This window comes from Rosenbergiella australiborealis (assembly GCF_018494035.1).
GTDB classification, from domain to species: Bacteria; Pseudomonadota; Gammaproteobacteria; order Enterobacterales; family Enterobacteriaceae; genus Rosenbergiella; species Rosenbergiella australiborealis.
In genome coordinates this window covers 1-19,664 of record NZ_JABBFO010000019.1, presented here as the reverse complement: position 1 = coordinate 19,664, position 19,664 = coordinate 1, and the positions used below count along the sequence as shown (strand labels likewise).

At 46.5% G+C, this 19,664-nt stretch carries 18 protein-coding genes and 1 tRNA gene; 1 reads left to right on the top strand and 18 read right to left on the bottom strand.

Annotation, left to right across the window (positions count from 1 at the left end):
- Nucleotides 1–72: 72 nt before the first annotated feature.
- From lipB to miaB, 17 genes are all read right to left on the bottom strand, one after another.
- Nucleotides 73–777, bottom strand: a complete 705-nt coding sequence (gene lipB, locus HGT73_RS13940; RefSeq protein WP_214215865.1) for a lipoyl(octanoyl) transferase LipB — start codon at nucleotides 775–777, stop codon at nucleotides 73–75.
- Nucleotides 777–1,040 carry a DUF493 family protein YbeD gene (gene ybeD / locus HGT73_RS13935; RefSeq protein ID WP_071434586.1) on the bottom strand — a complete coding sequence of 88 codons (264 nt, stop codon included), beginning with the start codon at nucleotides 1,038–1,040 and terminating at the stop codon, nucleotides 777–779. The genes lipB and ybeD overlap by 1 nt, the downstream gene beginning before the upstream one ends.
- 84 nt (nucleotides 1,041–1,124) lie before the next feature.
- Complete coding sequence (gene dacA, locus HGT73_RS13930) at nucleotides 1,125–2,336, bottom strand: D-alanyl-D-alanine carboxypeptidase DacA (RefSeq protein WP_214215864.1); 1,212 nt, start codon at nucleotides 2,334–2,336, stop codon at nucleotides 1,125–1,127.
- 72 nt (nucleotides 2,337–2,408) lie between these two features.
- Nucleotides 2,409–3,581 (bottom strand): endolytic peptidoglycan transglycosylase RlpA, encoded by a 1,173-nt coding sequence (gene rlpA / locus HGT73_RS13925; protein WP_214215863.1) that lies wholly within the window; start codon nucleotides 3,579–3,581, stop codon nucleotides 2,409–2,411.
- Between the two features lie 9 nt (nucleotides 3,582–3,590).
- Complete coding sequence (gene mrdB, locus HGT73_RS13920) at nucleotides 3,591–4,703, bottom strand: peptidoglycan glycosyltransferase MrdB (RefSeq protein WP_214215873.1); 1,113 nt, start codon at nucleotides 4,701–4,703, stop codon at nucleotides 3,591–3,593.
- 5 nt (nucleotides 4,704–4,708) lie between these two features.
- Nucleotides 4,709–6,616: a peptidoglycan DD-transpeptidase MrdA gene (gene mrdA, locus HGT73_RS13915; protein WP_214215862.1), complete on the bottom strand. Its 1,908-nt coding sequence runs from the start codon at nucleotides 6,614–6,616 to the stop codon at nucleotides 4,709–4,711.
- A 34-nt stretch (nucleotides 6,617–6,650) separates the two neighbouring features.
- On the bottom strand, nucleotides 6,651–7,121 hold the full coding sequence (gene rlmH, locus HGT73_RS13910) for a 23S rRNA (pseudouridine(1915)-N(3))-methyltransferase RlmH (RefSeq protein ID WP_214215861.1): 471 nt from the start codon (nucleotides 7,119–7,121) through the stop codon (nucleotides 6,651–6,653).
- Between the two features lie 3 nt (nucleotides 7,122–7,124).
- Nucleotides 7,125–7,442 carry a ribosome silencing factor gene (rsfS, locus tag HGT73_RS13905; protein WP_214215860.1) on the bottom strand — a complete coding sequence of 106 codons (318 nt, stop codon included), beginning with the start codon at nucleotides 7,440–7,442 and terminating at the stop codon, nucleotides 7,125–7,127.
- 91 nt (nucleotides 7,443–7,533) lie between these two features.
- A complete protein-coding gene (nadD, locus tag HGT73_RS13900; RefSeq protein ID WP_214215859.1) occupies nucleotides 7,534–8,178 on the bottom strand; it encodes a nicotinate-nucleotide adenylyltransferase in 645 nt (214 codons plus the stop codon).
- A complete protein-coding gene (holA, locus tag HGT73_RS13895; RefSeq protein WP_214215858.1) occupies nucleotides 8,171–9,199 on the bottom strand; it encodes a DNA polymerase III subunit delta in 1,029 nt (342 codons plus the stop codon). Before holA ends, nadD begins: the two co-directional genes overlap by 8 nt.
- On the bottom strand, nucleotides 9,199–9,813 hold the full coding sequence (gene lptE / locus HGT73_RS13890) for an LPS assembly lipoprotein LptE (protein WP_214215857.1): 615 nt from the start codon (nucleotides 9,811–9,813) through the stop codon (nucleotides 9,199–9,201). The genes holA and lptE overlap by 1 nt, the downstream gene beginning before the upstream one ends.
- 13 nt (nucleotides 9,814–9,826) lie before the next feature.
- Nucleotides 9,827–12,409: a leucine--tRNA ligase gene (gene leuS / locus HGT73_RS13885; RefSeq protein WP_214215856.1), complete on the bottom strand. Its 2,583-nt coding sequence runs from the start codon at nucleotides 12,407–12,409 to the stop codon at nucleotides 9,827–9,829.
- A 145-nt stretch (nucleotides 12,410–12,554) separates the two neighbouring features.
- Complete coding sequence (lnt, locus tag HGT73_RS13880; RefSeq protein WP_214215855.1) at nucleotides 12,555–14,093, bottom strand: apolipoprotein N-acyltransferase; 1,539 nt, start codon at nucleotides 14,091–14,093, stop codon at nucleotides 12,555–12,557.
- Between the two features lie 5 nt (nucleotides 14,094–14,098).
- Complete coding sequence (gene corC / locus HGT73_RS13875; protein ID WP_214215854.1) at nucleotides 14,099–14,980, bottom strand: CNNM family magnesium/cobalt transport protein CorC; 882 nt, start codon at nucleotides 14,978–14,980, stop codon at nucleotides 14,099–14,101.
- A gap of 78 nt (nucleotides 14,981–15,058) precedes the next feature.
- Nucleotides 15,059–15,538, bottom strand: coding sequence for an rRNA maturation RNase YbeY (gene ybeY, locus HGT73_RS13870; RefSeq protein ID WP_214215853.1), 480 nt, complete (start codon nucleotides 15,536–15,538; stop codon nucleotides 15,059–15,061).
- A complete protein-coding gene (locus HGT73_RS13865) occupies nucleotides 15,538–16,587 on the bottom strand; it encodes a PhoH family protein (RefSeq protein ID WP_214215852.1) in 1,050 nt (349 codons plus the stop codon). The genes ybeY and HGT73_RS13865 overlap by 1 nt, the downstream gene beginning before the upstream one ends.
- Nucleotides 16,588–16,766: 179 nt before the next feature.
- The gene (gene miaB / locus HGT73_RS13860) at nucleotides 16,767–18,191 is read right to left on the bottom strand and encodes a tRNA (N6-isopentenyl adenosine(37)-C2)-methylthiotransferase MiaB (RefSeq protein WP_214215851.1); all 1,425 of its coding nucleotides are present in this window, start codon (nucleotides 18,189–18,191) and stop codon (nucleotides 16,767–16,769) included.
- A 173-nt stretch (nucleotides 18,192–18,364) separates the two neighbouring features.
- Here miaB and ubiF point away from each other — a divergent pair, with 173 nt between their 5' ends.
- Nucleotides 18,365–19,543: a 3-demethoxyubiquinol 3-hydroxylase gene (gene ubiF / locus HGT73_RS13855; RefSeq protein ID WP_214215850.1), complete on the top strand. Its 1,179-nt coding sequence runs from the start codon at nucleotides 18,365–18,367 to the stop codon at nucleotides 19,541–19,543.
- Between the two features lie 44 nt (nucleotides 19,544–19,587).
- Here ubiF and HGT73_RS13850 read toward each other — a convergent pair.
- Nucleotides 19,588–19,662 (bottom strand) — tRNA-Gln (locus HGT73_RS13850).
- Nucleotides 19,663–19,664: the final 2 nt, after the last annotated feature.

The following is a 19,664-nucleotide window of genomic DNA, read 5'->3' as shown; positions in this document are numbered from 1 at the left end:
TTCAACGTTGCTGATGAATTTGCAAAAGTATATCACTAGGCCGCTGCTTAGACAGCTCTAAGCAGATAAAAGTTACAAACTTGTAAAGTATAGAGGGTGCTCGCTGGGAATAGTAGGGGGGACAACCCTCTCAGGATAATGAATAGCATGGGTAAAGTGCTGTACCAGTGCATCTCGGACATCGGCAATTTGTCGTTGGCTACCCTGATCGCGCAGTTGCGTCATGGTAAGGTCGGCGTAACCACATGGGTTAATGCGAGCAAAAGGTGAGAGATCCATCTCAACATTCAGCGCGAGACCATGAAAAGAGCAACCGCGACGGATACGTAGTCCTAAGGAACAAATTTTTTGCCCGGCAATATAGACCCCTGGAGCATCCGCGCGCGCATAAGCCTCTAAATTATCATCCGCAAGCGTAGCGATAACTGTGTTTTCCAGCGCAGTGACGAGGTCGCGTACTCCCAATTTGCGGCGTTTTATATCGATTAATACGTACATGATTTGTTGGCCCGGCCCGTGGTAGGTGACTTGGCCACCGCGATCACTCTGCATCACTGGGATGTCGCCTGTTGCCAACAAATGCTCAGTCTTACCTGCTTGACCTTGCGTAAAGACAGCAGGGTGCTCTACTAACCATATCTCATCAGCAGTTTGCGGTGTGCGTTGATCGGTAAACTTATGCATCGCTTGTGAAACCGCTGACCACTCTACCAGGCCGAGATGACGGACAATAAGAGGGGGGAGTTCAAAGTCAGGAGAAGACTGATATTGGCTCATTACATCACCATACGAACGATTTCAATATTTCCTAACTCTTCGTATAAGGTTTCAACTTGGTCAATATGAGTAGCATTGATAGTAATTGATACCGAGTGATAGTTACCCTTGCTACTAGGTGTGATCGTCGGTGAATATTCACCAGGAGCATGGCGCTGCACGACTTCGATAACTTGATCGACAAGCTCCGGTTGAGCAAGGCCCATCACTTTGTAGGTAAACGGGGTAGGAAATTCTAAAAGTTCATTTAATTTAGTTTTCATAGTCACTCCAAGTCAAAAACACTCCCGCTTATGCGGGAGCTGTACTAGTAGTATGTGGGGGAGAAGATGGGAAAATCAAGCCATCTAGCCAAACCAGTGATGGAACATCAATTTTATATGGTCGATCATACGACTGAAAAATCCTCCCTCGGGTACCGCATTAAGTACCATTAACGGACGTTGATCGATAACTTTACCATCAAGCTGGAAGTTGATAGTACCCACGACTTGGTTCTTCTCTAATGGCGCATGGAGTTCACCACTATTCAACACATAACTTGCTTTAAGATCTTTCATACGACCGCGTGGCACGGTGATATAGACATCTTTATTAACCCCAAGCTCGGCTTTATCCGTATTACCAAACCAAACCGGCTCAGAAGCAAAGTCTTTACCGGCTTTAATCGGTGCAATGGTTTCAAAGAAACGAAACCCCCACGTCAGTAATTTTTTACTCTCTGTTTCACGGCCTTTGTAAGTATGTCCCCCCATAACGGCAGAGATTAAACGCATTTGGCCTTCTGTGGCTGAGGCGACAAGGTTGAATCCAGCTGAATCAGTATGTCCAGTCTTTATTCCATCAACATTCATACTGGTATCCCACAACAATCCATTACGGTTCAGTTGGCGGATATTATTATAGGTAAATTCTTTCTCATGATAGATTGCATACTCGTCTGGGACATCTCTGATAAGTGCTTGACCAATCAGCGCCATATCTCTTGCTGAGCTATATTGCCCGGCGGCATCCAAACCATGTACGGTCTGAAAGTGAGTATTTTGTAAACCGAGGTTTTTGACGTAGTTATTCATCAGGCCGACAAACGTTTCTTGGCTTCCAGCCACATAATCCGCCATGGCAACGCAGGCGTCATTTCCTGACTGCAACACGATCCCTCGCGTCAGTTGTGATACGGGGACGCGGTCACCAGGCTTTAGAAACATCAGTGAAGAGCCTTTAAATACCGGGTTTCCTGTGGCCCAAGCATCCTGTCCGACGGTCACTAGGTCGTCTTGATGGATTTTCCCTGCTTTTATCGCTTGACCGATGACGTAACTGGTCATCATTTTGGTTAGGCTTGCAGGATCACGTCGTGCATCAGCATTTTTTTCTGCCAGCACCTTGCCAGAGTTATAATCCATGACAATGTAGGCTTCAGCATCGATATTCGGTACTTGTGGGATCATGGTTTGTATCACGTTATCGTCTGCAAGCGCAGAGTAGCCAACAAACAACAAGGTAATAGGAAATAAAGTCAGACGTTTTAACATTCCAGGTGTCAAAATAGTATTCATTACGACGTTCTCATTCAGAGGCTTTAACTAAAGTCCCACTAAGCAGAGGCTTAGTGGGGGGTGTTGAGAGTCTTAATTATTATTAGAAGTGATAAACGAATTGATATTATCTTGAGCAAGACGATGCTGCAGTGCGCTAGCATCGCTTCGGTTAGGATACCCACCGAGCTGTACTCGATAGATATTGCCATTCACGGCTTCAACATGTCCTGCGACATTATAGTGTTGAGCTAATTTTTTCTGTAATTCATTGGCTCTTTCACTATTGTTGACCGCGGCAACCTGAACCACAAACCCTTTACCCGTACCGTGATTGGATGCGGTTGGTGTTTTCACCGCCGGGCTGACCGCTGGAGTGGTGTGAGGGGAAGTCGTTTCAACCGGAGCGACTACGGGAGCCGGACGGACCGTTTTGGTCACTGGGGTTGGAGTGGGGGTATCGTCGTCTGACTCCAGTACGCCACTACGCAGCGGTTGCGGTGCTCCCTGTAGCCCATTGGTACGAATCGGTGCACCGATGCTGCCATTATTCTGTAATTCACTGTTATCCACAGGACGAACATCAGATACAGCGTCTGTTGTAGAGGTTGTCACGGGAGCCAAAGCGCTACTTGAACTGGAAGAGGGCTCGCTTGTGACCATACCCCCGTCAAGATCAGGGCGTGCAGGCAGATCATAACTTTGTTTTGCCACGCGTGTCCCTATGGTACCCGGCCCAGAAAGTGTGCCATCAGGGGCTACATTGATGACATCAATACGTACTCGGCTATTATTTGATGTATTGAGACGTGTTGCCGCCGCGGGAGAGAGATCAATAATTCGACCGGGGATAAAAGGTCCACGATCATTAATACGCACCACAATTTGTCGGTTATTGGCTAAGTTTGTCACGCGTACATAAGAAGGGATAGGCAACGTTGGGTGGGCCGCAGTGAAGGCATCGCCATCGAAGGCTTCGCCAGAGGCAGTACGATTGCCTTGTGCTTCTGGGCCATAGATAGAAGCCAAACCAATCTGACTAAAATTCTGTGTATCGGTGACTATCTTATAACGTACGCCATTGACGCTGTAATCGTTATTAGCCGTAGGGTTGCGAGGCTCGTACTTCGGTTCAATACCTGGTATCTCAACTACCTGTCCATTATAGGCAGGCAGGGGAGGTGCGGTGTAATTCTGCTGCTGATTTGTCGAGCATGCCGCTAACATTAATGATGCCAAGCTAATTCCAAGCCATTCCTTTCGCATGTCTGCCTCTTATACGCTTTTAGATAACATTTTTCGATGAGTATGAATTGACATTACTATGCCAAAACCTGCCATAAGGACTACTAACGCCGAGCCACCATAGCTGACTAAGGGTAAAGGTACCCCAACCACCGGAAGGATACCGCTTACCATGCCAATGTTGACGAATACATAGACAAATAAGATTAGCATTAAACCCCCGGCCATAACACGGCCAAAGGTCGTCTGCGCCCGGGCAGCAATCACCAATCCACGAATAATTAATAGGAGATAAAGGGCTAATAAACCAAGAACACCAATTAGACCGAGCTCTTCAGCCAAAACAGCGAAAATAAAGTCGGTATGGCGTTCAGGTAAGAATTCTAATTGTGATTGCGTGCCATGTAACCATCCTTTACCGCGTAGTCCACCGGAACCAATGGCAATTTTTGACTGAATGATATGATAGCCAGCACCCAATGGATCACTTTCGGGATTTAGGAGCATCATCACACGATCACGTTGATAATCATGCATCAAGAAAAACCATAGAATGGGAATAAAAGCGGCGAGTAATAGGAGGGCTATCCCAATTAGCCTCCAGCTCATACCTGATAGAAAAAGGACAAAGATCCCCGATGCTGCAATTAATATTGCCGTACCAAGGTCAGGTTGTGCCGCCACTAAAAGAGTCGGTAAAGCAATTAACACCAAGGCTATTGCTGTATTTTTCAGTGAAGGTGGGCAAATATCTCGGTTAATAAAGCGAGCAACCATGAGCGGCACCGCGATTTTAGCGATTTCTGACGGTTGGAAGCGGACAATACCGAGATCGAGCCAACGCTGAGCTCCTTTACTGATATGGCCGAATGCATCCACCGCAATCAGTAATACCACACTTAAGATATAAAGGTAGGGCGCCCAACTTTCGTAAACCCGAGGAGGAATTTGAGCTAAGGTAAGCATTAGCGCTAAGCCCATCCCGATTTGACCGATCTTGCGCTCCATCATGCCAGGATCTTGACCACTAGCACTCCAGATAATAAACCCACTATAGGTGAGCAGTGTTAAAATAATAATCATAAACATCGGATCAAGATGGATCCGAGTCCAGATAGATTGTTTTTGTGGATGGTCACTCATAGACATTACTCGTCACCTTCATCCCCAGAATGCTGCGAAGACTCTGAGGGTAATTGGGTATTATTGTCGCCTAGCATAATATGGTCCAAAATCTGACGCATTATTGTACCGACGGCTGGGCCGGAACCACCATTCTCTACGATCATTGTGATTGCGACGCGTGGATTATCATAAGGAGCGAAGGCCGTCATCAATTTGTGATCACGCAAACGCTCAGAAATTTTATTGGCATTATACGTTTCATTCGCCTTTAGCCCGAATACTTGTGCGGTACCAGACTTCGCCGCAATTTTATAAGGGGCATCTATGAAACTTTTATGCGCAGTTCCATTTGGGCGGTTAGCCACCCCATACATTCCATCTTTAGCGATTTCCCAATGACCGGAATGCACCTCGCCAATAGACTCTGGATCAGCAGCGCGATAAGGCTCGCTAATCCCAGCACGATTAGCTGAAAGTAATAAGTGAGGGACTTTCACCACGCCATCATTAATCAATGCCATAAGTGCTTTATTCATTTGTAAAGGTGTTGCCGTCCAATAGCCTTGACCAATACCAACTGGAATAGTATCACCTTGATACCACGGTTTTTTAAAACGATGTAATTTCCACTCTCGGGTTGGCATATTGCCGGCACTCTCTTGCGGAAGATCGATACCTGTACGCCGACCGTAACCGAACTTTGTCATCCATTCAGAGAGGCGATCGATCCCCATATCAAAGGCGACTTGATAGAAAAAGGTATCTGCCGATTCCTCAAGGGATTTCGTTACGTTTAGGCGGCCGTGGCCCCATTTCTTCCAATCACGAAAACGTTTATCGGTTCCGGGAAGTTGCCACCAACCGGGATCCACCAAACTACTATTTTTGGTAATGACGCCGGTGCTTAGTGCCGATACCGCAACAAAAGGTTTAACTGTTGATGCTGGTGGATAGGCTGCTTGAATGGCACGGTTGTACAATGGACGGTCGGGATTGGTCAATAATTCTTTATAATCTTTACTTGAGATACCTTCTACAAACAAATTGGGATCGTAACTTGGCATTGAGACCATTGCTAAAATATCACCGTTACGTGGATCACTTACAACCACTGCTCCGCGACTGCCGCTCAGGAGGGTTTCGATATACTGCTGTAAAGCGAGGTCGAGAGTTAAGGTAATATCTTCGCCGGCTTGGGGACTCACTTCATTAAGTTGTCTCACCACGCGCCCACGGTTATTCACCTCAACTTCTTCATAACCTGTCGTACCATGTAAAATATCTTCATAATAAGCCTCAATACCGAGTTTACCGATATCATGGCTTGCCGTGTAGTTTCCAGCCTTTTGTTCGTTATTTAAACGGATTAGGTCATGATCATTAATTTTAGAAACATAGCCAACAATATGGGTAAGACTTGGACCATAAGGGTAGTAACGGCGTTGATAGCCCTTGATCTCTACACCCGGAAAGCGATATTGGTTGACTGCAAAACGAGCGATCTGCTCGTCATTTAACTCATATTTGACCACGACAGGTGTGAAGCGACGCGCTTGTTTACGATCTTTCTCAAAAGCGATCAAGTCGTCTTCATTGAGCGATAATATGGGTTGTAACTCTTTAAGCGTTTGCGCCAAGTTACCCACTTTAGCTGGCAGAATTTCTGCCTGATAAATAGTACGATTGAGCGCGAGGGGAATACCATTACGGTCATAAATAATCCCTCGACTTGGGGCGACAGGGACTAACTTTATTCTATTTTGGTTAGATCGTGTGCGGTAATCATTGTACTTGATGATTTGTAAGTGACAGAGATTAATGACTAAAAGTGAAATTAATAGAAAAACACCTACAAGCGCTATGGCTGCCCGTTTGACAAATACTTTTTGTTCAGCGCTATAGTCACGAAAAGCGTAAGCGGTTAATTTCATGCAAGTGTTTTCTACTTAGTCAATAGTCGAGAGATTATTCGCGATGATAGGGATGGTTAGTCGTCATGCTCCACGCGCGATAGAGGCTTTCCGCAACTAATACTCTGACTAACGGATGAGGTAAGGTCAATGGAGAAAGCGACCAACTTTGATCTGCCGCAGCTTTACAAGCCGGTGCTAGCCCTTCTGGCCCGCCAATCAGTAAACTGACATCGCGCCCATCCTGCTTCCAGCGTTCAAGTTGCTGCGCTAGCACGGGTGTTTCCCAAGGTGTGCCAGGAATATCCAAGGTAACGATGCGATTCCCTTTCCCCACTGCAGCTAACATCGCCTCACCTTCTTTTTCAAGAATCCGTTTAATGTCAGCATTTTTACCTCGTTTCCCCGCAGGGATCTCAATGAGTTCAAACGGCATATCACGAGGAAAACGGCGCAGATAGTCCATAAACCCGGTTTGAACCCAATCGGGCATTTTGGTACCTACGGCGACGAGCTGCAATTTCACCGATTAGCTCCAGAGCTTCTCAAGTTCATAAAGCTGACGCGCTTCTTCTTCCATGATGTGAACAATGACTTCACCTAAGTCTACCACGACCCAATCACCAGAAACTTTACCTTCCGTTCCCATTGGTTGTAGCCCGACCTGTTTAGCCTCTTGTTTAAGGTGGTCTGCGATGGACATAACGTGACGTGAAGAGGTTCCCGTACAAATAACCATACAATCAGTGATACTTGATTTACCGTGAACATCGATAGAAATTATATTTTGTGCTTTGAGATCATCGACTTTATCGATAACAAAAGCTTGGAGTGCTTGGCCTTGCAAAAGCGTCACCTTAAGGTAATAAATAAAAATACAATCCCTAGCATCGCAACAAAGGCGATAAGCTAGGGGGGAAACCTATTGTACCACGCTGTCAACGGTGACGATATAATCCTGTCGTGGCGATATAATCAATCACCGAATCAGGCAGTAGATTTTGACAAGATAGGCCATGATGGAGGCGTCGGCGGATATCCGTCGCAGAAATAGTATATAAGCCGGTATCAGCCAGAAAAATACCGCCGCACGGTTGTTGCTGGAGCTGGGGGACATTCGCGTTGTGGCGAGTGATCCAAGCCTGCACTTTACTGTCTGAATGCTGGCTAGCGTAGCCCGGACGTTGCGCCACAATCAGATGGCAGTAGTCGAGAATTTCTTGCCACCTTTCCCAGCGATTAATACTGAGTAATGAATCCTGACCGATGATAAAGGCAAGTGGTGTCGTTTCACCCACTTCAGCTCGCAGGAGCGTCAGTGTATCGATGGTCCAAGAAGGGGTATCGCGTTCTAGCTCACGAGTATCGATCGAGAATAAGGGATCATCATGTATTGCCAGTTTGAGGAGCTCCACTCGTTGTCGGGCACTGGCCTCTGGTTGAGGGCGGTGCGGTGGCACGTTATTGGGGAGCAACGTGACGTTATCAATGTCGAGAAGCGTTGCTAATTCACGAGCACAATTTAAATGACCATTATGAATAGGGTCGAAAGTGCCCCCAAACCATGCACGAAGTTTAGACATGATAAAGTCCTATAGGAAACTGAGGTTGGCAAATGAGTACGCTCAGTGAATGTAATGCTGGCCAGCATTCGGCAGAAAAATCCTTTTTTACAGCGATTTCAAGCGCAGCTAAATGATGAACGATTTGACGTAAGCGAATACGGTCAAGGCGCTGTAACGCACTGGTATAAAGTTGGCGTCGATTTTGCCAAACGCGTAATTTATCCATCGTTGCGCGTCGCGCATCGATAGGTTTCGCTTGGACATCGAGCAAAATCATGATTTCACGCTGCAGGGTACGCAGTAAAATAATCGGTTCGTGATCTTCTAGCTGTAACTGCTTTAAAACGTGTAGAGCCCGTTTACTTTTTCCTGCAAGTAAAGCATCAATCCAGTGATAGGGCGTAAAAACGGCCGCGTCATAAACGGCTTCTTCTACTCTAGGTAATGTTAATACACCATCAGGCCAGAGCAAAAAGAGACGCTCGAGCGCTTGTGAGAGCGCTAGCAAATTACCTTCATAGTAGTAGCAAAGTAATCGTAATGAGGGATCGTCAATCTCTAATGACATAGCCCGGCAACGTTGCTGCACCCAACGAGGAAGTTGTTGATGATCTGGGGTATGACATGTTATCAGTAAGCTGTTCTCAAGCAATGCTTTGTACCAAGCACTATTCTCTTGTGCTTTGGTGATTTTCGACGCATGAATAATTAACAGTAAGTCATCATGAATTAATGAGAGCAGCACAACTAATTGTGCTGCTTGTGTAGCATTAGGGCCATTATCGGGAAGTTGAAGAGTAAACACTTGCCGCTGACTAAATAAGCTCATCGCCTGACATGCACTGAAGAGTGAATCCCAGTCAGTATGCTGATCAATAACGAATGAGTGATGTTCATTAAACCCCTGCAAGCGAGCAGCAGCTAATACTGATTGTTGGCTTTCTTGGTGTAAGAGAGGATCATTCCCCACCAATAAATAATAACGACGCAACCCATTATTGAGGTGCGCCGAGAGTTGTTCTGGGAAGACTCTGGTCATTAGTTACCGAGGGCTACACCAGCGTTACTGCTTTGCTCTGAGCTACTGGTAATTACGTCGGGTTGGCCCAAGACTACGGGGGTATTTACCGACGATCCATTAATCTGTTGCTCCGCAGCGTGCACCGCTAACAATTGTCGAACCAATTGTTCAGATGCTCTTGTACGCATTTCTTGATAAATGACCTCTTGCTCTGAATCAGCCGCTAAAGGATTACTGGAGTTATCAAAGTAAGCACGATACACGGTGGTATGTAGCGGGTAAATACCCTTACCCGGTACAAGAATTTGACCATTAATCGTCATAACTAATTGGTATTCAGCACGACTACCATCCAGGAAGATTGAAGCTGTAGAACGGTGATTATTCTCACCTTCCAGATGCAGCGTTGGAACGTTCATACGTTCGGCGGCTGAATCCTCGACGACCTTAATACCGCTCAAGCGTAATTGCTGGCGAACAGCACGAGCTAGAGGACCATAAGGGTCATCACTATTTAAAATCATTGTTTTCATTTCCGACGGTATTTTAGTATTCCCACGGGTATGAAAACCACAACCTGCGGTGCTAAGCACCGCAGTTGCCATGATCAAGCAGAGTAGAAAATGTCGCACATAACCTCCGGAGTTAACCAATAACCAGGTTTAACAGCTTACCAGGTACAAAAATGGCCTTACGAATTGTTGCCCCATCCAAATATTTCGCAACCAGGTGGTCCTGTGCGGCTAAGGCTTGTACTTGCTCTTGTGTCGCCTCGGCGGCAACATTTATTTTTGCCCGTAGTTTACCGTTAATTTGGATGACCATTACAACACTCTCTTCGACCATCGCTTTTTCATCCGCAACCGGCCATTGTGCTTCATCAATAGTGGTTGTTTGCCCCAGTGCTTGCCATAACACGAAACATGCATGAGGCGTAAAAGGATAGAGTAAACGCACGACTGCATTTAATGCTTCATCCATCAGCGCGCGATCTTGCTCGCTCTCTTGAGGGGCACGCGTCAGTTTATTCATTAGCTCCATCACAGCGGCAATTGCCGTGTTGAAAGTTTGACGACGACCTACATCGTCAGAAACTTTAGCGATGGTTTTGTGAACTTCACGGCGTAGCGCTTTTTGGGCATCATCTAAGGCGCTAGTATTCAGCGCTGCCACACTACCTTTAGTGGTATGTTCGTGCACTAAACGCCAAACACGTTTAAGGAAGCGGTTAGCTCCTTCCACCCCAGATTCTTGCCACTCCAAGGTCATTTCAGCCGGGGAGGCAAACATCATAAATAGACGTACCGTGTCTGCACCATAACGTTCAACCATCAACTGTGGGTCGATACCGTTATTTTTAGACTTAGACATCTTACTCATACCGGCATAGATAACTTCACGGCCAGTAGTATCAGTGGCTTTAATAACACGGCCTTTGTCATCGCGTTCAACCGTCACGTCTACCGGTGATACCCAATTACGCTCACCGTTCACACCAATATAGTAGTACGCGTCAGCCAACACCATTCCTTGGCAAAGAAGACGTTTTGCAGGCTCATTAGAATTGACTAGACCCGCATCCCGCAACAACTTATGGAAGAAGCGGAAATACATAAGGTGCATAATAGCGTGTTCGATACCGCCAATATATTGATCAACCGGCAACCAATAATTGGCAGCAGCCGGATCAAGCATGCCCTGATCGTAATGAGTACAGGTATAACGGGCGTAGTACCATGACGATTCCATAAAGGTATCGAAGGTGTCAGTTTCGCGTAAGGCAGGTTGTCCGTTAACGGTCGTTTTTGCCCATTCAGGATCTGCTTTAATTGGACTTGTGATACCGTCCATGACGACATCTTCCGGTAACAATACAGGCAGTTGATCTTCGGGAGTAGGGACTACGGTTCCATCTTCCAATGTTACCATCGGGATTGGCGCCCCCCAGTAACGTTGGCGAGAGACTCCCCAGTCGCGTAAGCGGTAATTGACCTTACGCACGCCAACGCCTTTTGAAGAAAGTGCATCGGCAATCGCGTTGAAGCCAGCAGCATTCTCTAATCCATCAAACTCACCAGAGTTGACTAAGCGACCTTTGAATGTCATTGCTTCCTTGCTGACATCAGGGATATTCCCTTCTTCGTCGCAAATCACAGGTTTTATCGTGAGCTGATATTTTGTTGCAAATTCCCAGTCACGTTGATCGTGGGCAGGAACAGCCATCACCGCACCAGTACCGTATTCCATTAGCACAAAGTTGGCCACCCATAGCGGCAACTTTTCACCCGTTAACGGATGAATCACATGAAAAGAGGTCGGATGACCTTTTTTCTCCATCGTCGCCATTTCGGCTTCAGCGACTTTGGTGTTACGACATTCTTCAATGAATGCCGCTAAAGAAGGATCCTGTGCTGCGGCCTCTTGCGCCAAAGGATGTCCAGCAGCAACGGCGACATAAGTTGCACCCATAAAGGTATCTGGACGCGTGGTGTAGACGGTTAACGTATCGGAACGATCGGCAACAGCAAAGGTAATCTCTACCCCTTCAGAGCGACCAATCCAGTTACGTTGCATCGTTTTAACCTGCTCAGGCCAACCTTCTAACGTATCAAGATCGTTTAATAACTCTTCAGCATAGTCAGTAATTTTAATAAACCACTGTGGGATCTCCTTACGCTCGACCTTAGTGTCGCAGCGCCAGCAGCATCCATCGATAACCTGTTCGTTCGCTAATACGGTTTGGTCATTCGGGCACCAGTTAACCGCAGAGGTTTTTTTATAGACTAAGCCTTTTTCATAAAGTTTAGTGAAGAACCACTGCTCCCAGCGGTAATACTCTGGCTGGCATGTTGCTAATTCACGACTCCAATCATAGCCAAAGCCCAGTAACTTTAACTGGTTCTTCATGTAGTCGATGTTTTCGTAGGTCCAAGGCGCCGGTGCCGTATTATTTTTGACCGCAGCACCCTCTGCTGGCAAACCAAACGCATCCCATCCGATAGGTTGTAGAACGTTTTTACCTTGAAGACGTTGGTAACGCGCAATCACATCACCAATGGTGTAGTTACGCACGTGCCCCATGTGAAGTCGGCCAGAAGGATAGGGAAGCATCGATAGGCAGTAATATTTTTCTTTACCTTCTTGTTCGGTAACTTTGAAGGTCTCTTTTTCATCCCAATGGGCTTGAACGTGTGATTCTATCTCTTCCGGGCGGTATTGCTCTTGCATGGCGGCCAGTGATCCTTATTAATAAGCGTGGGGCTTGATACAATGACTTTACTTAGATCCGCATAGCATACCCATAAGGCTGCCGCGCAACAACTGTCAATTCTCGTAAGTCATCATTTGTCAGGAGAAGAGCCTCCGGGGAGGCTCATAATATGTCGTGTTTTTTACGTCGCCAGAAGGCGGTCAGGACGAAAACAATGGTTAATAGCCAAATGGTAGCGTTCCCTGTGAATGCGTAAGGCGTGGTGCCTCGTGTTGGCGTAACCTCTGCAGTTAGCACATCTGGTTGGAATTGCGGGAGTTGCTTGACGATAGAGCCATCAGCAGCAATGACTGCAGTAATACCATTATTAGTATCGCGAAGCAGCGGTTTACCTAATTCTAACGCTCGCATTCTTGCCATCTGAAAATGCTGCCACGGGCCGATAGAATGGCCAAACCACGCATCATTGGAGACCGTCAGTAGAAAATCGGTATCCGGCTGGAGGTTATCACGTACTTGCTGACCCAATACGATTTCATAGCAAATTGCCGTGGTTAGCTGATAGCCACCAAGATAGAGAGGCGATTGTCGATAAGCACCGCGACTGAACCCTGACATAGGTAAGTCGAAGAAAGGGGCGAGTGGGCGTAATAAAGAGGCCAACGGGACGAACTCCCCAAAAGGAACTAAATGATTCTTCTGGTAGCGATTCGGGCTGTAATAACTATAAGGGGATTGATTACCTAGCGTAATCACTGAATTAAAGTCATGGTATCGATTGTCACTCATCAGACGTGAATCAACAATCCCCGTAGCCAAAAGACTGCCAGTTTGTCTCAATTCGTCATCTAACTGATGCAAAAATCTTTGCTGATTAGATTCGATGTCACTGATCGCCGACTCAGGCCAAATAATCAGTTTTGCTCGCCCAAAGTATTTCGCGCTGAGGCGTGTGTAGGTCTGTAGACTGCGTGACAGTTGTTGAGGATCCCACTTTATACTTTGTGCGATGTCTCCTTGTACTAAGGCTACCGTCGTTTTACGTGCTGGTTGTTCGTGGTACCACTGTATATAACGCAGTGGCCAGCAGAGCAAGAGTAGAGCGAAGGCCCCGAGCAGATAACGTATTTGGCGCTGTTTAATAGCCAGTACACCGGCACCGGCGAGCATCATTAGCAGAAAACTAATGGTCTCGACTCCCGCTATTGGCGCAATCCCTTTAAGCGGGCCATTAATTTGGCTGTAACCAAATTGTAGCCACGGAAAGCCGGTCAGCACCCAGCCGCGTAAAAATTCAGTTCCTTGCCAGAGGGCTGGCGCCGCAAAGAGCAGCCGACTGGCGGTTACTCGCGGGAAAAAGCGATTTAACAGTAGGGCAAAGAGTGAGGTGAATAGCGATAACCATGCGGCAAGGAGTATGACTAAAAATACATTCACTGGACCGGGCATGCCGCCAAAGGTCGCAATGCTGACATAGACCCAGTTCACACCGCTACCAAATAAACCTAATCCCCAGCAATAACCAATTGCTGCAGATTGCGAGGTCTTACGCTCAGTTGTGAGCCATTGTAGACCAAATAAAGAGAGTAGGGCCGCAGGCCAATAATCAAAAGGTGAAAAAGCAAGGGTGCCAATGGCACCCGTAAGTAAGGCGAGCAATAGACGAAAAGATTGTCGGTCAACAATGTTACTGACTGCCATAGGAATTAGTCGTCGCTAAGAGTAATAGGAGGCGCATTTTCAGGGATGCGTACATGAACTTGAATAATACGGCGTCGATCTGCCACGGCAATTTTAAATTGGTAGCCTTCAATCATGATACTTTCACCTCGAGTCGGTAAATGACCGAAACTCTGCATCACTAGGCCGCCGACCGTATCAACTTCATCATCACTAAAATTCGTATTAAATTGCTGATTAAAGTCGTCAATAGACATCAACGCTCTAACGGTATAAGTGTGGCGATTTAACTGGCGTACATCCGCATCTTCGACATCATCGTACTCATCTTCAATTTCACCGACGATAAGTTCAAGAATATCCTCGATAGTGACCAGTCCTGCAACCCCGCCGAATTCATCAATAACAATCGCCATATGGTAACGTTGAGAACGGAACTCTTTAAGCATGCGATCAACGCGCTTACTCTCAGGGACAACGACGACTGGACGCAGTACCTTCTCAATACTGAATGTATCGGCATCACTACGCATAAAGGGGAGGAGATCTTTCGCCATCAAGATCCCTTCAACGTGGTCTTTATCCTCGCTGATGACTGGGAAACGAGAGTGTGCCGTCTCGATGATACTATCTAAGCAGCTATCTAGGCTTTGATTACGTTTTAGGGTGATCATTTGTGAACGAGGGATCATGATATCCCTAACCCGTTGTTGGGCGATATCCATTACGCCTTCGATCATGTCACGGGTATCTTCGTCAATCAGGTCTTTTTGTTCAGAATCTCTAATTAATTCCAGAAGCTCATCACGATTTTTGGGTTCACCATGAAAAAGTTGATTGAGAAGTAGTGAAAAGAAGCCTTTTTTATTACTTGGGGTATCATTGTTTTGAGAATGGTCGTCGCTCATGGCGGTTTTATTTAGATCTCTCGTTAAGTATGCTTTGGCGGTAAGGGCAACATCACTTACCGCCACCAGATAAATAAATTAATACGTCTCTTTTTCAGAAATGTACGGGTCAGGGTAGCCGAGCGCAAGCATTATCTCTGTTTCCAGTGCTTCCATTTCATCAGCCTCTTCATCAACGATATGATCGTAGCCCAGCAGGTGCAGGCTACCATGAATGACCATATGCGCCCAGTGGGCCTCTAAAGATTTTTGTTGTTCCTGCGCCTCTTGCTCCACCACTTGCCGACAAATGATGAGATCGCCCAGTAATGGAAAGTCTTCAATACCAGGTGGGGCTTCAAAGGGGAAGGATAGCACATTAGTGGGTTTATCCTTGCCCCGCCAAGTATGATTCAGATCTTGGCTTTCAGCCTCATCGACAAGGCGAATAGTTACTTCACTGACGGACTGAAAAGGGCTAACTGCAGCGGAGAGCCAGTGATGAAACTGCGCTTCGTTTGGTAGACCTTCTTGAGAGGCACACACATTTTGTAAATCTAAAACAACATCGTGTTCCATTAGTTTTCCTGAGCTGTTGACGAGGCTTCACGCTTTCTTTCTTCCGCACGTTCTGCGCGGCGTTTTTGGTCAGCCTCTTCCCATGCTTCATATGCAATAACGATACGGGCTACGACTGGGTGTCTCACGACATCTTCGCTATGGAAGAAGTTGAAACTGAGTTCATCGACATCTGATAGCACTTCAATGGCGTGTTTCAGGCCTGACTTGGCATTACGTGGAAGATCGATTTGCGTAATGTCCCCGGTAATTACGGCTTTAGAATTGAAGCCGATACGCGTCAAGAACATTTTCATCTGTTCGATCGTGGTATTCTGGCTCTCATCTAAAATAATGAATGCATCATTTAAGGTTCGTCCTCGCATATAAGCGAGGGGAGCGACTTCAATGACATTACGTTCGATTAGCTTCTCAACACGTTCAAAGCCAAGCATTTCAAACAGTGCATCGTAAAGTGGACGCAAATAGGGATCCACTTTTTGACTTAAATCACCAGGAAGAAAACCGAGTTTTTCACCGGCTTCGACAGCTGGGCGAGTCAGTAATATCCGGCGGATTTCTTGCTTTTCCAGCGCATCGACGGCTGCTGCGACGGCAAGATACGTTTTCCCCGTCCCCGCCGGACCGATACCAAATGTGATATCGTGACCAAAAATATTGGCAATGTATTGAGCCTGGTTCGGGGTGCGTGGCTTGATAACGCCACGACGGGTCTGAATATTAATCGCTTTGCCGTAGTTGGGCACGCTTTCTGCTGATTGCTCCAGTACACCACTTTCTTTAATCGCCAAGTGAATGTTCTCGGGCAAAATATCTTGAGTTTGTCCGCGCACTGGGGCGGTATCGACATAGAGGTCTTTTAAGATATTTTCTGCAGCGGCAACGACGAGCGCGCGTCCGACGAGTTTAAAGTGATTATCCCGGCGGTTGATTTCGATACCTAAACGGCGCTCAATATGTTTTAAGTTATCATCAAAAGGTCCACAGAGGCTTAATAAGCGTTGATTGTCTGTAGGCTCAAGCGTGATTTCACGGGTTTCAATATTCAAAAATCATCCTCTTGGTCACTAATGGTCGGTGATGGCAGAAATGGAATTCAGTTACTTTCTAGAGTATTTATGCTGAATGCAAGTGATGCAAGTTCTTCCATCAATTTGGGGGCATTTTGTGTAAAAACAAGTATAAAGAGGGGATTACCTGATCGCTAAGCGATCAGGTTTGTCGAAAGTTAAGGCTGGAATACGCCAACACCTAACTCATTTTCTTTGCGAGTTCGAGCAATGACCGACGCTGGACTTTCGACGACACGTAGTCCCATCTCTTCTTCTGTCCGCACAACTGTACCCCGTAATGAGTTCGGTAATACGTCGGTGACTTCGATATCGACAAATTTGCCGATCATCTCTGGAATGCCTTCAAAGTTAACCACACGGTTATTTTCTGTTCTTCCAGAGAGCTCCATCAGATTTTTCCGCGATGTACCTTCGACCAGTACACGTTGCACCGTACCGAGCATTCGACGACTCCAGGCCTGTGCTTGCTGATTGATACGGTCTTGCAGGATATAAAGGCGTTGTTTTTTCTCTTCTTCGCTCACATCATCCGGTAAATCCGCTGCGGGAGTTCCTGGGCGGGCAGAATAGATAAAACTAAAGCTCATATCGAAATTAACATCGGCAATCAACTTCATTGTCTGTTCAAAGTCTTCTTGTGTCTCACCTGGGAAGCCAATGATAAAATCGGAGCTAATCTGGATATTTGGCCGTGCTACGCGCAGCTTGCGAATGATCGCTTTAAACTCAAGCGCAGTATGGGCGCGTTTCATTAGCATAAGGATGCGATCAGCTCCGCTTTGAACCGGAAGATGTAAAAAGCTGACAAGCTCAGGCGTGTCACGATACACATCGATAATATCATCTGTAAATTCAATGGGATGACTTGTCGTAAAGCGAATACGGTCAATACCATCAATCGCAGCAACTAAACGGATCAATTCCGCAAAGGTGCAGACGCTACCATCATAGTGTTGACCGCGATAAGCATTCACGTTTTGACCGAGTAAATTGACTTCACGTACGCCCTGAGCCGCCAATTGTGCAATCTCAAAGAGAATATCATCACTCGGACGGCTAACTTCTTCACCGCGGGTATAAGGTACAACACAGAAAGTACAATACTTATTACAGCCTTCCATGATGGAAACGAAGGCGGTTGGCCCTTCAGCGCGTGGTTCAGGCAGGCGGTCAAATTTTTCAATTTCAGGGAAACTGATATCGACAACTGGACTTTTATTGCCGCGCACACTGTTGATCATTTCGGGTAAGCGGTGGAGCGTCTGAGGACCAAAAACGATGTCGACATAATGGGCGCGTTGACGAATATGGTCACCTTCTTGAGAGGCAACACATCCGCCAACACCAATAATTAAGTCGGGGTTACGTTCTTTTAAGCTGCGCCACCGACCGAGTTGGTGGAAGACCTTTTCTTGTGCTTTTTCGCGAATCGAACAGGTATTTAGGAGTAAAACGTCTGCTTCTTCAGCGTTTTCGGTCAATGAAAAGCCATGAGTACTATTGAGGAGATCTGCCATTTTTGATGAATCATATTCATTCATCTGGCAGCCCCAAGTCTTAATATGTAATTTTTTTGTCATTGAACGGGCCATTGATTTAGTGCAAGGATCGGCTAGCCGCATATTGTAATGCTTTGCTGTCGTTGTGACCAGCATAACGGATAATCTGTTTACCCTGAAAATTACGGTACAATATATCTATTATCTTCATTACGTAAAATTCAGCTAACGTCTATAGCGATAAAGGATGCACGATGCAGACAGAACATTTTGATATTGTTATCAATGGCGGTGGCATGGTCGGTGCTGCACTTGCTTGCGGTTTGACGCAACAACAGTTTCGTGTAGCGGTGATCGAGCGCCGAGAACCTGAGGTTTATGACCCAGCATCTTTGCCGGACGTGAGAATTTCTGCTATTAGTCGCACCTCCGTTGCATTACTCGAGGAGATTGGCGTGTGGTCTGAAATTGTTGCGCGGCGTTGTGCCCCTTATCGGCAGTTAGAGACGTGGGAGTGGCAGAGCGCAAAAACAGAATTCAGCGCAGCGTTACTCAATCTACCCGAATTGGGGTTTATGGTTGAAAATCAGGTATTACAGCGCGTGCTATGGGAGCGAATGCAAACTCTTGGTGTGACCTTGTTTTCTCCTGCGACACTCAAAACGATGGATTACCAGTCAGACGAGCAACGTTGGGCAGTTACCTTAGATCAGGGCGCACCGATAACCTGTCGTTTACTGGTTGGGGCGGATGGGGCTCATTCACAAGTTCGGCAGGGGGCAGGGATTGGAATACAAGGTTGGGATTATCAACAATCGTGCATGTTGATCTCTGTCGAATGCCAAAATGCTCCGGGTGATACGACTTGGCAACAGTTTACGCCTGAAGGCCCCCGTGCTTTTCTACCGCTTTATGAGAATTATGCATCTTTGGTGTGGTATGACAGTCCAGCGCGTATCGATAAACTTAAGACGTTAACTCCGACGCAACTTGATCGAGAAATTATGCAGCATTTTCCCGATTGTGTTGGCCAAGTCAGGACATTACGCAGTGGTGCCTTTCCTCTAACTCGGCGACATGCTAATACTTATGTGAAACCGGGGGTTGTGCTAGTCGGTGATGCGGCGCATACCATTAATCCCCTCGCGGGTCAGGGTGTGAACTTAGGTTATCGCGATATTGATGCACTGATCGATATACTGGTTTCAGCGCGCCAAAAGGCAGCACCTTGGTGGCAATTGGACACATTGAAACGCTACCAGCGTAAACGGTATACCGATAATCTATTGATGCAAACTGGGATGGATCTTTTTTATTTTGCGTTCAGCAATCAGCATCCACCCGTGGAAATCATTAGGAATATTGGATTGATGGCTGCACAACGTGGGGGATGGTTTAAGCGTAAAGCATTGAGCTATGCATTAGGGTTATAGTGACTAAGAAGCGTCAGCGAGAGTTGGCGTTTTTTTAGGGAGTGTGGCTGGGATACCTGGATTCGAACCAGGGAATGCCGGTATCAAAAACCGGTGCCTTACCGCTTGGCGATATCCCAAT

Excerpts from the sequence above, each read along its gene's own strand:
- lipB (WP_214215865.1), bottom strand. The coding sequence starts at position 777 with ATGAGCCAATATCAGTCTTCTCCTGACTTTGAACTCCCCCCTCTTATT.
- ybeD (WP_071434586.1), bottom strand. The coding sequence starts at position 1,040 with ATGAAAACTAAATTAAATGAACTTTTAGAATTTCCTACCCCGTTTACC.
- dacA (WP_214215864.1), bottom strand. The coding sequence starts at position 2,336 with ATGAATACTATTTTGACACCTGGAATGTTAAAACGTCTGACTTTATTT.
- rlpA (WP_214215863.1), bottom strand. The coding sequence starts at position 3,581 with ATGCGAAAGGAATGGCTTGGAATTAGCTTGGCATCATTAATGTTAGCG.
- mrdB (WP_214215873.1), bottom strand. The coding sequence starts at position 4,703 with ATGAGTGACCATCCACAAAAACAATCTATCTGGACTCGGATCCATCTT.
- mrdA (WP_214215862.1), bottom strand. The coding sequence starts at position 6,616 with ATGAAATTAACCGCTTACGCTTTTCGTGACTATAGCGCTGAACAAAAA.
- nadD (WP_214215859.1), bottom strand. The coding sequence starts at position 8,178 with ATGTCTAAACTTCGTGCATGGTTTGGGGGCACTTTCGACCCTATTCAT.
- holA (WP_214215858.1), bottom strand. The coding sequence starts at position 9,199 with ATGACCAGAGTCTTCCCAGAACAACTCTCGGCGCACCTCAATAATGGG.
- leuS (WP_214215856.1), bottom strand. The coding sequence starts at position 12,409 with ATGCAAGAGCAATACCGCCCGGAAGAGATAGAATCACACGTTCAAGCC.
- lnt (WP_214215855.1), bottom strand. The coding sequence starts at position 14,093 with ATGGCAGTCAGTAACATTGTTGACCGACAATCTTTTCGTCTATTGCTC.
- corC (WP_214215854.1), bottom strand. The coding sequence starts at position 14,980 with ATGAGCGACGACCATTCTCAAAACAATGATACCCCAAGTAATAAAAAA.
- ybeY (WP_214215853.1), bottom strand. The coding sequence starts at position 15,538 with ATGGAACACGATGTTGTTTTAGATTTACAAAATGTGTGTGCCTCTCAA.
- miaB (WP_214215851.1), bottom strand. The coding sequence starts at position 18,191 with ATGACAAAAAAATTACATATTAAGACTTGGGGCTGCCAGATGAATGAA.
- ubiF (WP_214215850.1), top strand. The coding sequence starts at position 18,365 with ATGCAGACAGAACATTTTGATATTGTTATCAATGGCGGTGGCATGGTC.